This window comes from Sphingobium sp. VMM, assembly GCF_056790315.1.
In genome coordinates this window covers 278,624-291,365 of sequence record NZ_JBXGSI010000001.1, presented here as the reverse complement: position 1 = coordinate 291,365, position 12,742 = coordinate 278,624, and the positions used below count along the sequence as shown (strand labels likewise).

Sequence of the window (12,742 nt, the reverse complement as noted above, 5' to 3'; positions counted from 1 at the left end):
CCCCCGCCTATATTGCTCTATGGGCCACCCCAAGCAGCCCCGGCACCCGCTGATCCTTTCCGATTCGCGTTTGCCGGGGCAAAATCTTTTGTAAGAAAAAGACAGGAACGCGCATGGCCCGTCGCCGCCAGATCTACGAAGGCAAGGCAAAGATCCTTTACGAAGGCCCCGAGCCCGGCACGATCATCCAATATTTCAAGGATGATGCGACCGCCTTCAATGCCCAGAAGAAGGGCACGATTTCGGGCAAGGGCGTGCTCAACAACCGGATTTCCGAGCATATCTTCACCCTGCTCGGCCAGATCGGCGTGCCGACCCACTTCATCCGCCGCCTCAACATGCGCGAACAGCTCGTCCGCCAGGTCGAGATCGTGCCGATCGAGGTCGTGGTGCGCAACGTCGCCGCCGGTTCGCTGTCGAAGAAGCTCGGCATCGAGGAAGGCACCCAGCTGCCCCGCACGCTGATCGAATATTGCTACAAGGATGATGCGCTGGGCGACCCGCTGATCTCCGAAGAGCATATCGCCTGCTTCGGCTGGGCCACGCAGGAAGAGATGCACGACATCGCCGACATGGCGATCCGCATCAACGACTTCATGTGCGGCCTGTTCGCCGGCATCGGCATTCGCCTGATCGACTTCAAGCTGGAATTCGGCCGCCTTTATGACGGCGACTACAGCCGCATCATCCTGGCCGACGAGATCAGCCCCGATGGTTGCCGCCTGTGGGACATGGCGACCAACGAGAAGCTGGACAAGGATCGCTTCCGTCGCGACCTCGGCGGGGAAGTCGAAGCCTATCAGGAAGTGGCCCGCCGCCTGGGCCTGCTGCCCGAGGGGCTGGACACCACCGTCCTCGACCTCGACACGCATCGCAAGAAGCGCGAGAAGGACTGATCTACGAAAAGGCCGGCCGCAACGCCGGCCCTTTTCTTTTGGGCCTCAAGCGAAGATGGCGTCCGCCATCAGCTTGAGCCCCAGCAGCACCATCAGCACATAGATGAGCGTGTAGAAGCGCGCAGCATCGACCCGCCGCACCAGCCATACGCCGGCGAAGGTCGCCACCACCGCCACCGGCACCAGCAGCGCCGTCGCCATCAGGTTGGTGCGGGTGAACTGGCCGAGCGCGGCATAGGCCGGCACCTTCATCCAGTTCATGACAGCGAAGGCGACAGCCGTGGTGCCGACCAGCATGTCGCGCGGCAGCTTCTTGGGCAGCACCCACATCAGGAAGGGCGGTGATCCGGCATGGGCGATCTGGCTGGTGAAGCCGCTCGCGACGCCCAACAGGGTGCCGACCCAGCCCGGCGAGGTCGAAGGCAGGACGATCGCCCCGCCCCGCTCGACCCAGAGCCGCTGCAGCCCGAACAAGGTGGAAATGGCGCCGAGCGCGCCCAGCACCGCGGTTTCGGAGACTTGCGCCGCGAACCAGTAGCCCAGTCCGACGCCGATCGCCATGCCGGGCAGCATCACCGCCAGGATATGCCCGTCCCAGCTGCGGCGGAAGGCCCAGACGCTGACCGCATCCTGCAGGATCAGGATCGGCAGCAGGATCGCCGCACCGCGCACCGGATCGACGCCCAGCGCCATGATCGGCATGGCCAGCGCCCCGACACCGGCAAAGCCGCCCTTGGCGAGCCCCGATATGATGACGGCGATGATGGCACAGGCGAGATAGAGAAGGTCGGGACTCATGTCCCAGCCTTATAAGCAGTTGCCGGCAAAGAGAATAAGCGGGGCGACCTGGGCCGCCCCGCCCATGACATTCAGTTCCGCTCGCGTCCCGGATTGGGCAGGAAGGCGGTGAGCAGGCCGATCGCCGGCAGGAAGGCACAGACCCGGAACACCATCTCGATGCTGCTATGGTCCGCCAGCCAGCCCAGTCCGGCCGCGCCCAGCCCGCCCATGCCGAAGGAGAAGCCGAAGAACAGGCCCGAGATCATGCCGACCTTGCCGGGCACCAGTTCCTGCGCGAAGACGACGATCGCGGGGAAGGCGGAGGCAAGGATCAGGCCGATGACCACGGTCAGCGGCCCGCTCCAGAACAGCCCCGCATAGGGCAGCGCCAGGGTGAAGGGCAGCGCCCCCAGGATCGAGAACCAGATCACATATTTGCGCCCGAACCGGTCGCCCAGCGGCCCGCCCGCGACCGTGCCGACCGCCACCGCGGCCAGGAAGGCGAACAGATGGAGCTGCGCATTCTGCACCGACAGGTCGAACCGCTGGATCAGGTAGAAGGTGTAATAGCTCGTCAGGCTGGCGAGATAGACATATTTGGAGAAGATCAGCGCCAGCAGGATGGCGATGCCCCGCGCCGCATGACCGCGCGGCAGTTCGATATGCAGCGCGCCGGCGCCACCGACCTGCAACCGGCTGAGGCCATGATGGCGATACCAGTTGGCGACGTTCCACAGCACCGCGCCCGACAGCAGCGCCAGCAGCGCAAAGAAGGCCAGGCTCGACTGGCCCCAGCGCACCACGACCAGCGCCGCCGCCAGCGGCCCCAGCGCCTGCCCCGCATTGCCGCCGACCTGGAACAGCGACTGGGCAAGGCCATGGCGACCGCCCGCCGCCATCCGTGCCACTCGCGAGGATTCGGGATGGAAGACCGAGGAGCCGACGCCCAGCAGCGCCGCGCCGACCAGCACCAGTCCATAGCTGTGCGCGATCGACAGCACGGTCAGACCCGCCAGCGAGAAGAGCGTGCCACCCGGCAGCGCCATCGGCGTCGGTCGCTTGTCGGCATAGAGGCCGATCATCGGCTGTAGGATCGACGCCGTGATCTGATAGACCAAGGTCACCATGCCGATCTGGCCGAAGCTCAGATGTAGCTCGCTCTTGAGGCCCGGATAGATGGCGGGAAGCAGCGACTGCATCATGTCGTTGAGCAGATGGCAGAAGCTGATCGCCACGATCACGCCGAACGCCGTGCCGCCCGCTGCCAATTGTGCGCCTGTCTTGTCTATCCTTATCTCTTTCATTGTCCGTTCCTTTCTGAGGCCGGACCGATTAGCGCTTCCCTTCCCGTCCCGCTTCCGCATATGGGTCAATCTCTTTTGCGATCGGGACAATGATGGACCAGCGGCACCCCGACGATCATGAGCATGTCCCCCGGCCCGTGGTCGGCATCGGCAATGATTATCCGCCCTCCTTTGAACTGGCCGAGCATCAGCATCAGCATCGGCGCGGGCAATTGCTCTATGCGGCGTCCGGCGTGGTCGCGGTCAACACGCCGCAGGGCGCCTGGGTAGCCCCACCCGAACGGGCCGTCTGGATTCCGGGCGGCACGCCCCATGCTGTGCGGATGGTCGGCGCGGTGCAGACGCGCAGCGTGCTGGTCGATCAGGCCGTCTATCCCGGCCTGGCCCGGTCCTGCCGGGTGCTCGGCGTGTCACCGCTGCTGCGCCAGTTGCTGGTGGAGGCTGCCCATGTTCCGGTCGAATATGCGGAAGCGGCGCGCGATGGCCTTGTCATGCGGCTGCTGGTGGCGGAGATCGAGCGGGCACCGCTGATCCCGCTCGCCGTGCCCTTCCCGCGCCATGCCGCGCTTGCCGCACGCTGCCACGCCTTTGTCGAACAGCCGCAGGCCCATGTGACGATCGACCAATGGGCCGACGCGCTGGCGATGAACCGGCGCCGCTTCACCCGGCTGTTCCGGCAGGAAACGGGCATGAGCTTCGCGCAATGGCGGCAACAGGCCTGCCTGTCGGCGGCCCTGCCCCGGCTGGCGGCGGGCGAACCGATCACGACGATCGCGCTGGATCTGGGCTATGACGGGCCGGCCAATTTCTCGACCATGTTCAAGCGGGCGCTGGGCGTCTCGCCCAGCCGCTATCGCCCCTGATCCTCAGGCGGACTTGGCGCGATAGCCGACCAGCAGGCCGAAGCAGAAGGTCGCGAACAGCGCCAGTTGAACCCGCCCATGCGGGTCGTCATAGCCCACAATCTGCTGCCCCCAGGCAAAAAGCCCCACAAACATTGCCAGTGCCAGACCGGACATGCCCCATATCCCCGCAAAAAACTCGGCGATCAGATTATCCTCAGCTTCCTAAGAAAGTCATAATCTCTTGCCTGCGCGCCGCGCCGCGCCTAGGGGGAGCGGCAAAGTTCATCCCCCCGCATCGGCGGGCGGCATGCCAAGGAGTTTGCACCTCATGAAAGCCCGCATCTTCGTCACTCTCAAGGGCGGCGTCCTCGATCCGCAGGGCCGTGCGATCCATCACGCGCTCGAAGGCCTGGGCTTTGGCGGCGTCAACGACGTGCGCGCCGGCAAGCTCATTGAGCTGGACCTGGCCGATGGCACCAGCGACGAGGATATCGACGCCATGTGCCGCAAGCTGCTGGCCAACACGGTCATCGAAAACTATCGCATCGAAAAGGTGGCCTGAGCCATGAAGAGCGCCGTCATCGTCTTTCCGGGCAGCAATTGCGACCGCGACCTGGCGGTGGCGTTCGAGGCTGCGACCGGTTCCAAGCCCACCATGGTGTGGCATCGCGATACCGAACTGCCCGACGACATCGACCTGATCGGCGTGCCCGGCGGCTTTTCCTATGGCGACTATCTGCGCTCCGGCGCGATGGCCGCCCGCTCGCCGGTGATGCAGGCCGTCGCCCGCGCCGCCGACCGGGGCGCCTTCGTCCTGGGCATCTGCAACGGCTTCCAGGTGCTGACCGAAAGCGGTCTGCTGCCCGGCGCGCTGCTGCGCAACGCCGGCGGCCATTTCGTCTGCCGCGACGTCGCCCTGACCGTCGAGAACGCCCAGAGCGCCTTCACCAGCCGCTATGCCGCCGGCGAAGCGATCAGCTTCCCGGTCGCCCATCATGACGGCAATTATTTCGCCGACGACGCCACCCTCGATCGGCTGGAAGGCGAAGGCCGCGTCGCGCTGCGCTACGCGCAAAACATCAACGGTTCGGCCCGCAACATCGCCGGCGTCCTCAACGAAGCCGGCAATGTGCTGGGCATGATGCCCCACCCCGAGCGCGTGATCGAGGCGGCCCATGGCAACACCGACGGCCAGCGCCTGTTCGCCGGCCTGGTCGAGGGCCTTCTCGCCCGCGCCTGATCCTCCGGATCGAGATCACAAAAAAGCCCGCCACGCATCAGCGCGGCGGGCTTTTTTTTACGTCCGGTTGCGGCGATGCCGGCATCGGTCCTGACTTGCATCATTCCCCCTTTGTTCTACACCAGATGGACAATGACCAAGAGGGATCAATGATCAGCAAATCGCGCGCGCAGCTGATGGCCTTGCTACTATTGCCGACGGCCGCTCAAGCCGCCGAACCCGGCACGATCGCAGTTCCCGAAGCGGTCCTTGCGCTAAGTGGCTGCTGGGAAGGCGAAGGCAGCGTGATGGGCAAGTCGGTCAGCGTGTCCATCCGCAGTCAGCCCATCACGCTCGACGCCATGCTCGCACTCGATGTGGAAAGCAGCGCCCTGGCCGATCCCAAGGATCGCTACGCTGCGCATCTGATCTTCGGCGGCACCGCAAAATCCCATCCGATCATCGGTTTCTGGGCCGACAGTTTCGGCGGCGCCTTCACGGCCCTTGGCGAAGGCGAAAGCCAGCCCGATGGCTTCGACATCGACTATGCCTATCCCGACGCGACCTTCGTCAACCGTTGGCGCATCAAAGGCGCGCAACTGACATGGAGCATCGTCGCGCGGGACGAGGCAAATGCCGAAAAGCCCTTCGCCAGCTACAGCCTCCACAAGGTTGCGTGCGCGCCCGCCAAGGCGCGCTAAACGATCAGGCTCTAGCCGCCCCGGTGATAGTCATAGTCATAAGCCCGGCCATGCGCCTTGGTCAGCACAGCGCCGACGATCGAGCCGCCGGCCCGGCGCAGTCGTTCCACCGCCACCCGCAGGCCGCCATGATGGTTGCGGCCCCATTCGACCACCAGCAGCGTGACCTGCACCTTGGCGGCGAGCAGCTGCGCGTCCGACATGCCCAGGATCGGCGGCGCGTCGATCAGCACCGTGTCATAGCGGTCGCGCACAGCGCCCAGCAGTGCATCGAGTGCCGGGGTGGAGAGCAGTTCCGCCGGATTGGGCGGCACCGCGCCACAGGGCAACAGAGATACGCCGGCGACACCGCTGTCGAGGATCAGATCCTCGACCTTGCCCTGGCCGGTCAGCACCTCGCTGATGCCGCGCGTCGCGGTCACCCGGAACAGGCTGTGCTGCACCGGCCGGCGCATGTCGGCGTCGATCACCAGCACCTTCTTGTCCAGCCGCGCCAGCGCGCGGGCCAACGCGTTGACGGTCAGCGACTTGCCTTCCTCCTCCTGCGCGCTGGTAACCAGGATGGAGCGCGGCAGGCCGGCAACCGACGCCAGTTGCAACGAAGCCGCGATCGGCGCGAAGATGTCGGGCGCGCTCGGCTGGTCGCCGGTGGTCGGCACTGCGCCCAGCAGCGGCAGGTCGACCCGCTCCGCCAGCGTATCGGCCGACGTCACCGCATCGTCGAACATGTGCCGCGCCGCGATCAGCAGCAGGCCCAGCAGCATGCCGCCGAGCAGCGCGACCAGCATGATCTGGCCGGCATGGGGGGCAAAGGGCGTGGTCGGCACCGCCGCCCGGTCAAGCGGCTGGATGCGGCCGGCCTGGAAGCCCGCCTGCGACGCCATGTCGCGATAACGCTGCAACAGGCTGTCATGCAGCAGGCGATAGGTTTCGACCGACCGGCTCATCATGCTCATCTGCATGTCGCGGCCGCGCTCGACCCGTGCATCGCCTTCCAGCGCGGCGATTTCCGAAGCGATCTGCTTCTCGCCATGCGCCGCCACCTCATATTCCTGGCGCAGCGACGCGCGGATCGTGTTCGCCATGCTCTCGGCCTGGTCGTCAAGCGCCGCCAGCCGCGCCCGTGCCTCGCGCATTTCGGGGTGGGCGTCCTTGCGGAACTGCCGTTCCTCGACCAGCGCCGCGCGCGCCTTCGCCCGCTCCGCCATCAACTGCTGCATGGCGCCGTTGCCCAGCACCTCGGGCAGCGTGTCGGCGCTCGCCGCCTTCGCGCTTTCCCAGCGCTTCTGCGCGGCGATACGGTCCGCGACCGCCTGCGCGCGGAAGGCATTGAGCTGCGCCAGACGCGCCGCGGTCGATCCTTCCGGCACCGGCGCGGCATCGGGCTTTGCATCCTTGCCGTCGCTCTTCTTGTCCTCGTCCGTAGCCGCCTCTGCCGGCACCGCGCCGGTGCGCGAGGCATAGACCGCCAGATCGCGCTCGGCCCGTTCCAGATCCTTGCGTGCGCCATCCAGCTCGCCCAGCAGGAAACGACGCGCCTGCACGCCGGACTCAAAGCCGCGCTTCAGGTCCGCCCGGATCAGGCTGTCGGCATAGCTATTCGCCACCCGCGCCGACAAGGCCGGATCGGCGCTGACGAAGCTGATGCGCAGCACCCGCGACTTGCCCGGCAGTTCGACCTGCAGATTGTCGCGCAACAACTTGATGACCTGCTCATGCTCGACCTGGCGCTGGGTCAGGCTGCCCTGCCCCTGTGCCGGGCGGCGCGCATCCATGCCCTGGAAGAAGACCGGGCTGCCGACCAGCGCCAGATCGCGCGCGACATCCTCGGCCAATGCCCGGCTGCGCAGCACTTCCAGCTCGGTCTGCATCATGCTTTCCGTGTCGGCCGCGCTGACCGGCTTCTGCATCGCGCCGGCGCCGGCGGCCCCCGCCGGCACATCCTCCACCTCGACCGAGGCGGTCGCGCGATAGTCCGGCGTCGACAGCAGGATATAGATGACGCCCGCCAGCACGCAGAGCGCCATGGTGACGAACAGGATCACCCTGTGCCGCCGCACCACGGTCCATGTGCCGCGCGCACTCTCGACAAAGCGGGTGGTGCGATCCTCCTCCCCGGCCTGACGCTGTTCCAGTTCGATGATCCGGGACACCATCAATTGCCTCCGTCTATGGCGATGAAGCCGGTCGCGACGGCGGGAATGGCGATCAGCGCGCCGCCAAGGATAGCCTTGGCGCGCGACAGGCCGACGATCACCAGATCGCCGGGCAATATTTCAGGATCGGGCGCTTCGCCCTTGCGGATGGCACCCAGGTCGAAAGTCGCGGCCTGGCGCTGCCCCTCGACGGTGCGGACCACCACCACCTGCCCCAGGCTCGCCAGCCGGGTTGGGCCATGGGCCAGCGCCACCGCCTGGATGAGGCCGATCCGTCCCTCGATCGGGAACAGGCCGGGCTCGCGCACCTCGCCATCGACGGTGATGCGGCGGCCGACCGCCTGCTTCACGAACACCGTGACCTGCGGCGACACGAGATAGCGCTCGCCAAGCCTACCGGCGATCACGTCCGACGCCTCGCCGGCGGTCAGCCCGCCGATCGACACATCGCCGACCAGCGGCATGCGGACCATGCCGGCCGCGCTGACCCGCGCATCCTCCAGCGACAGGTCGGGCTCATGATAGACCTGGATACGCAGCACATCGTCGGGACTGATGACATAGTCGCGGCCCACCGCGGCGGGCGCGGGCATCAGCGCATAGGCGGCCTCGCCGCGGGGGGCATCCTCAACAGTCGAGCAGCCGGCGAGCAGCATCGCCGCTGCCGCGACGGCGCCGCCCTTCATGCCCTTGCCATAGTGCCCCAAAATCTGGCGCTTCATGCGCATCAACACCCCATTGCGAACCGGGTGCGGCCCGCAAAAGGACCGCTCGGCTCGGGGGTTAGCGACGCGGCACCGTCATGGCAACCGCGCGGGGGGCAGGACGAACCGCCCGGCCGACGATCAGACCGCGATGCGCTGCGCAGCCGGCTCGGGCTGACGGCGCGGCTGGTCGGGCCAGATGCCGCGCGTGTCATAGACGGCCTTACCGGCGCGTTCGTCGACGGGAACGGATTTGAACATGTCATGATCGACAAGAATGATGAACACGCCGCATTGTTCCAGAGCCGTATCGAGATCGATCAGTTCGGCGCCGGTGCCGGCGAACTCCATCGGCAGATCCTGGGCATAGGGTTCGACCAGCTTGACCCGCTTGCCGTAGCGGCGGGCGAGCCGGCTGGCGACCTTGACCGCCGGGCTTTCACGGAAATCGTCGATGTTCGGCTTGAAGGCAAGGCCGAGGCAGGCGACATCCTCGCCGGCAAAGGCGTCGATCATGTCCGACGATTTGGCCACGACATAATCGGTCTTGCCGTCATTCACCTCGCGCGCGGTGCGGATGATGCGGGCATTTTCCGGGTCGCCATGGACGATGAACCAGGGGTCGACGGCGATGCAATGGCCGCCGACGCCCGGCCCCGGCTGCAATATGTTGACGCGCGGATGGCGGTTGGCGAGGCGGATCACCTCCCACACGTCGATGTCCATGCGGTCGGCGATCACCGACAATTCATTGGCAAAGGCGATGTTGACGTCGCGGAAGCTGTTTTCCACCAGCTTCACCATCTCGGCCGCGCGCGCGGTCGTGGTGATGCAGGCCCCGCGCACGAACTGGCGATAGAAGCCCAGCGCCTTGCGCGCGCAGCGCGGCGTGATGCCGCCGATGCAGCGATCATTGTCGATCAGCTCGACCAGGATGCGACCAGGCAGCACCCGCTCGGGGCAATAGGCGATGGCGATGTCGCCCGCCACGCCGCGCGCCGGCATCTTGAGGTCCGGGCGCAGCTCGGCAATCAGGTCGCGCATCGCCTCGGTCGTGCCGACCGGCGAGGTGGACTCCAGGATCACCGTATCGCCGTTCTTCAGCACCGGCGCGACGGTCCGCGCCGCCTGCAGCACATAGGAGATGTCGGGCGCGCGGTCCTCGGCCACCGGGGTCGGCACCGCGATGATGAAGACGTCGCTGGCCTCGACGCTGAGCGACGCGCGCAGATTGCCGCGTGCCACCACGCCCTGCACCAGGCCGTCCAGATCGACTTCCTCAATATGGACCCGGCCCGAATTGACCGTCTCGACCACATGGGCGCTGACATCGACACCGACGACCTGCGCGCCGCCGCGCGCGATCAGCGCCGCAGTCGGCAGGCCGATATAGCCCAGGCCAATGACGGAAACCTTCTGCTTGCTGTCGACGGGCATGGGGGAGATAATCCTTCATTCACCAAGTTTCGGAGCGACATTGCCCGGAAATGTTGAAGATTCCGGTAATATCAGGCGGCAAGATGCGCCGCGCCGGCCTTTCCTGCAATGATATCGGCAATCCGCTCCGCCGCCTTGCCATCGCCGAACGGGTTATGGGCACGGGCCATCGCCTGATAGGCGGCATCATCGTCGAGCAGCGCCAGCACCTCGCGCACGATCCGGTCCCGGTCCGCCCCGACCAGCTTCGCCGTGCCCGCCTGCACCCCTTCGGGCCGTTCGGTGGTCTCGCGCATCACCAGCACCGGCTTGCCGAGCGAAGGCGCCTCTTCCTGCACGCCGCCGCTGTCGGTCAGCACCAGATGACACAGGTCGAGCAGGCGGACGAAATGGGGATAGTCGAGCGGTTCGATCATCGCGACATTGGGCAGCTCGCCCAACACCGCATCCATGACCGGACGGACATTGGGATTGGGATGGACGGGGAAGATCACCGCGACATCGGGCCGCGCGGCAATGTCCGCGATGGAACGGGCGATCGCCTCCATGCCGCCGCCGAAATTTTCGCGCCGGTGACTGGTGACGGCAACGATCCGCTTGCCCGCGAAACGCGCCGCCAGATCATCAAGGCCGCTGGCCAGCGCTGGTTCGCCATGGACCCGATCGACCGTCGCCAGCAGCGCGTCGATCACGGTATTCCCCGTGACATGAATGCCGGCCGCATCGCGATTTTCCCGCAGCAGTGCGTCGGCCGCCGCCTGGGTCGGCGCGAAATTCATGTCGGCAATGCACGCCACAACGCGGCGATTAACCTCCTCGGGCCAGGGATGATGGATGTCGCCGCTGCGCAGGCCGGCCTCGACATGGGCGACCGGGATCTTGCGATAATAGGCCGCCAGGCTCGCCACCATCGTCGTCAGCGTGTCGCCATGCACCACCACCCGGTCGGGCTTCTCCGCGTCGAACGCCTCGCCCAGCGCGACGATCAACTTGGCGGTCAGCCCGTCCAGCGTCTGGTTGGGCGTCATGACGTCCAGATCGATGTCGGGCACGATACCGGCAATCTCCAGCACCTGGTCCAGCAGGCCGCGATGCTGCGCCGTCACGATCACGCGGGTGTCGATATCGGCACGCGCCTTGAGCGCGTGGATCACCGGAAACAGCTTGATCGCTTCCGGCCGTGTCCCAAATACCAGCGCTACTTTCACTCTGTGCCCTTTCGTTCGGATGCGCCTTCCCTGGCAAAAAAGGGTAACCAGCCGCTAAACGGTAGCATGGTAATTACGCAAAGGCGCGAATTGTATTGCGTTATGACTATGCTAGAGCCTCAAACCAATCACTTCCCGTTTGGAGTTCCACCAACTCATGAAAATCACCATGATCGGCACCGGCTATGTCGGCCTCGTCTCCGGGGCCTGCTTTGCGGATTTCGGCCATGATGTCGTCTGCGTCGACAAGGATGCGGGCAAGATCGCCGCGATCGAGGCCGGCACCATGCCGATCTACGAACCCGGCCTTGACCAGCTGGTCGGCACCAACGCCGCCGCCGGTCGCCTGACCTTCACCACCGACCTGCCCGAAGGCGTGAAGGGCGCCGACGCGATCTTCATCGCCGTCGGCACGCCCTCGCGGCGGGGCGATGGCCATGCCGACCTCAGCTATGTCTATGCCGCCGCCAAGGAAATCGTCGAATCCCTCGATGGCCCGGCGGTCATCGTCACCAAGTCGACCGTGCCCGTAGGCACCGGCGACGAGGTCGAGCGGATCGCGCGCGAACTGCGCCCGGACCTCGACATCCAGGTCGTGTCGAACCCCGAATTCCTGCGCGAAGGCGCCGCGATCGGCGACTTCAAGCGCCCCGACCGCGTCGTCGTGGGCACCACCGGATCGGAACGCGCCATTTCGGTGATGAGCCAGGTCTATCGCCCGCTGAACCTCAACCAGGCGCCGCTGATGTTCACCGGCCGTCGCACGGCCGAACTGATCAAATATGCCGCCAACGCCTTCCTGGCGACCAAGATCACCTTCATCAACGAGATGGCGGACCTGTGCGAGGCGGTCGGCGCCGAAGTGCAGGACGTGTCGCGCGGCATCGGCCTCGACAAGCGGATCGGCAGCAAGTTCCTGCATGCCGGTCCGGGCTATGGCGGCTCCTGCTTCCCCAAGGATACGCTGGCCCTGGTCAAGACCGGGCAGGATTATGACGCGCCGATCCGCATCGTCGAAACGGTGGTGCAGGTGAACGACCTGCGCAAGCGCGCCATGGGCCGCAAGATCGTGAAGGCGCTGGGCGGTGAAGCGCGCGGCAAGACCGTCGCCCTGCTGGGCGTCACCTTCAAGCCCAATACCGACGACATGCGCGACGCGCCCAGCCTGGCGATCGTGCAGGCACTGGAGGATGCCGGCGCGAAGGTCGTCGCCTATGATCCCGAGGGCATGGACGTCGCCGCGCCGATGATGCCCGGCGTCACCATGGCCGGTTCGGCCTATGAGGCCGCTTCCGGCGCCGACGCGCTGGTGCTGGTGACCGAATGGGACGCCTTCCGCGCACTGGATCTCAAGCGCCTGGCCAGCTCGATGAGCGCACCGGTGCTGGTCGACCTGCGCAACATCTATCCGGTCGCGGAAGCGGAAGCCGCGGGCTTCACCGTCACCCGCGTGGGTGGAAAGGGCAGCGCCGCCTGATGTGGCCATGGGAAG

Annotated in this window: 13 protein-coding genes; 6 read left to right on the top strand and 7 right to left on the bottom strand. The window is 66.2% G+C overall.

Features of this window, described 5'->3' with window-relative positions; translation table 11 throughout:
* The first annotated feature begins 113 nt into the window (after nt 1-113).
* Entirely contained in the window at nt 114-896 is a 783-nt protein-coding gene (gene purC, locus ACUCV3_RS01435) for a phosphoribosylaminoimidazolesuccinocarboxamide synthase (protein ID WP_004207352.1), read from the top strand.
* A 45-nt stretch (nt 897-941) separates the two neighbouring features.
* Here the strand turns inward: purC and ACUCV3_RS01430 are convergent, their stop codons facing one another.
* Nucleotides 942-1,694: a sulfite exporter TauE/SafE family protein gene (locus tag ACUCV3_RS01430; RefSeq protein WP_279729152.1), complete on the bottom strand. Its 753-nt coding sequence runs from the start codon at nt 1,692-1,694 to the stop codon at nt 942-944.
* Nucleotides 1,695-1,765: 71 nt separating this feature from the next.
* Nucleotides 1,766-2,980, bottom strand: a complete 1,215-nt coding sequence (locus ACUCV3_RS01425) for an MFS transporter (RefSeq protein WP_279729153.1) — start codon at nt 2,978-2,980, stop codon at nt 1,766-1,768.
* A 92-nt stretch (nt 2,981-3,072) separates the two neighbouring features.
* On the opposite strand from ACUCV3_RS01425, the gene ACUCV3_RS01420 reads away from it, so the two are divergent.
* Nucleotides 3,073-3,843 (top strand): AraC family transcriptional regulator, encoded by a 771-nt coding sequence (locus ACUCV3_RS01420; protein WP_482240376.1) that lies wholly within the window; start codon nt 3,073-3,075, stop codon nt 3,841-3,843.
* Between the two features lie 3 nt (nt 3,844-3,846).
* Here ACUCV3_RS01420 and ACUCV3_RS01415 read toward each other — a convergent pair whose 3' ends face one another.
* Nucleotides 3,847-3,999, bottom strand: a complete 153-nt coding sequence (locus ACUCV3_RS01415) for a hypothetical protein (protein WP_004207357.1) — start codon at nt 3,997-3,999, stop codon at nt 3,847-3,849.
* Between the two features lie 154 nt (nt 4,000-4,153).
* Here ACUCV3_RS01415 and purS point away from each other — a divergent pair, with 154 nt between their 5' ends.
* From purS to ACUCV3_RS01400, 3 genes are all read left to right on the top strand, one after another.
* Complete coding sequence (gene purS, locus ACUCV3_RS01410) at nt 4,154-4,387, top strand: phosphoribosylformylglycinamidine synthase subunit PurS (protein ID WP_004207358.1); 234 nt, start codon at nt 4,154-4,156, stop codon at nt 4,385-4,387.
* Between the two features lie 3 nt (nt 4,388-4,390).
* Nucleotides 4,391-5,065: a phosphoribosylformylglycinamidine synthase subunit PurQ gene (gene purQ / locus ACUCV3_RS01405; protein WP_279729155.1), complete on the top strand. Its 675-nt coding sequence runs from the start codon at nt 4,391-4,393 to the stop codon at nt 5,063-5,065.
* Nucleotides 5,066-5,214: 149 nt separating this feature from the next.
* Entirely contained in the window at nt 5,215-5,745 is a 531-nt protein-coding gene (locus tag ACUCV3_RS01400; protein WP_279729156.1) for a hypothetical protein, read from the top strand.
* A gap of 11 nt (nt 5,746-5,756) precedes the next feature.
* Here ACUCV3_RS01400 and ACUCV3_RS01395 read toward each other — a convergent pair whose 3' ends face one another.
* From ACUCV3_RS01395 to wecB, 4 genes are all read right to left on the bottom strand, one after another.
* Entirely contained in the window at nt 5,757-7,901 is a 2,145-nt protein-coding gene (locus ACUCV3_RS01395; protein ID WP_279729157.1) for a GumC family protein, read from the bottom strand.
* Entirely contained in the window at nt 7,901-8,629 is a 729-nt protein-coding gene (locus ACUCV3_RS01390) for a polysaccharide biosynthesis/export family protein (protein WP_010337739.1), read from the bottom strand. The genes ACUCV3_RS01395 and ACUCV3_RS01390 overlap by 1 nt, the downstream gene beginning before the upstream one ends.
* A gap of 117 nt (nt 8,630-8,746) precedes the next feature.
* Nucleotides 8,747-10,042: a UDP-N-acetyl-D-mannosamine dehydrogenase gene (wecC, locus tag ACUCV3_RS01385; RefSeq protein ID WP_482240293.1), complete on the bottom strand. Its 1,296-nt coding sequence runs from the start codon at nt 10,040-10,042 to the stop codon at nt 8,747-8,749.
* A gap of 71 nt (nt 10,043-10,113) precedes the next feature.
* Nucleotides 10,114-11,250 (bottom strand): non-hydrolyzing UDP-N-acetylglucosamine 2-epimerase, encoded by a 1,137-nt coding sequence (gene wecB, locus ACUCV3_RS01380; protein WP_048939130.1) that lies wholly within the window; start codon nt 11,248-11,250, stop codon nt 10,114-10,116.
* Between the two features lie 157 nt (nt 11,251-11,407).
* On the opposite strand from wecB, the gene ACUCV3_RS01375 reads away from it, so the two are divergent.
* Nucleotides 11,408-12,727 (top strand): UDP-glucose dehydrogenase family protein, encoded by a 1,320-nt coding sequence (locus ACUCV3_RS01375; RefSeq protein WP_004207365.1) that lies wholly within the window; start codon nt 11,408-11,410, stop codon nt 12,725-12,727.
* Nucleotides 12,728-12,742: the final 15 nt, after the last annotated feature.